At 62.9% G+C, this 272-nt stretch carries 1 protein-coding gene; it reads right to left on the reverse strand.

Features of this window, described 5'->3' with window-relative positions:
* Positions 1-272 (reverse strand): hypothetical protein (locus K9U40_RS24995; RefSeq protein ID WP_282892653.1); only part of this gene is annotated, 272 nt, incomplete at both ends.

Consider the following 272-nt stretch of genomic DNA (forward strand, 5'->3'; position numbering starts at 1 on the left):
TGGCGCCGGTCACCGATCCGCCGCTCTGGACATTCAGCGTGCCGCTCGATCCATTGTTGTTGCCGACATAGATAACGTTGCTGCTGCCGACGTTGCCGCCGTTCTGAACCGTCAGCGACCCGGTGCCGGACAAGCCGACGATCAGGTTTGTGGTGGAAGTCAGTTGCGATCCCGTGCCGGTGATCGTGGCTGTCCCCGTCGACCCGGTGGTGTTGCCAATATAGACGTTGGCGCCGGTCACCGATCCGCCGCTCTGGACATTCAGCGTGCCG

It is taken from the genome of Xanthobacter autotrophicus (assembly GCF_030015065.1).
Lineage (GTDB): Bacteria > Pseudomonadota > Alphaproteobacteria > Rhizobiales > Xanthobacteraceae > Xanthobacter > Xanthobacter autotrophicus_D.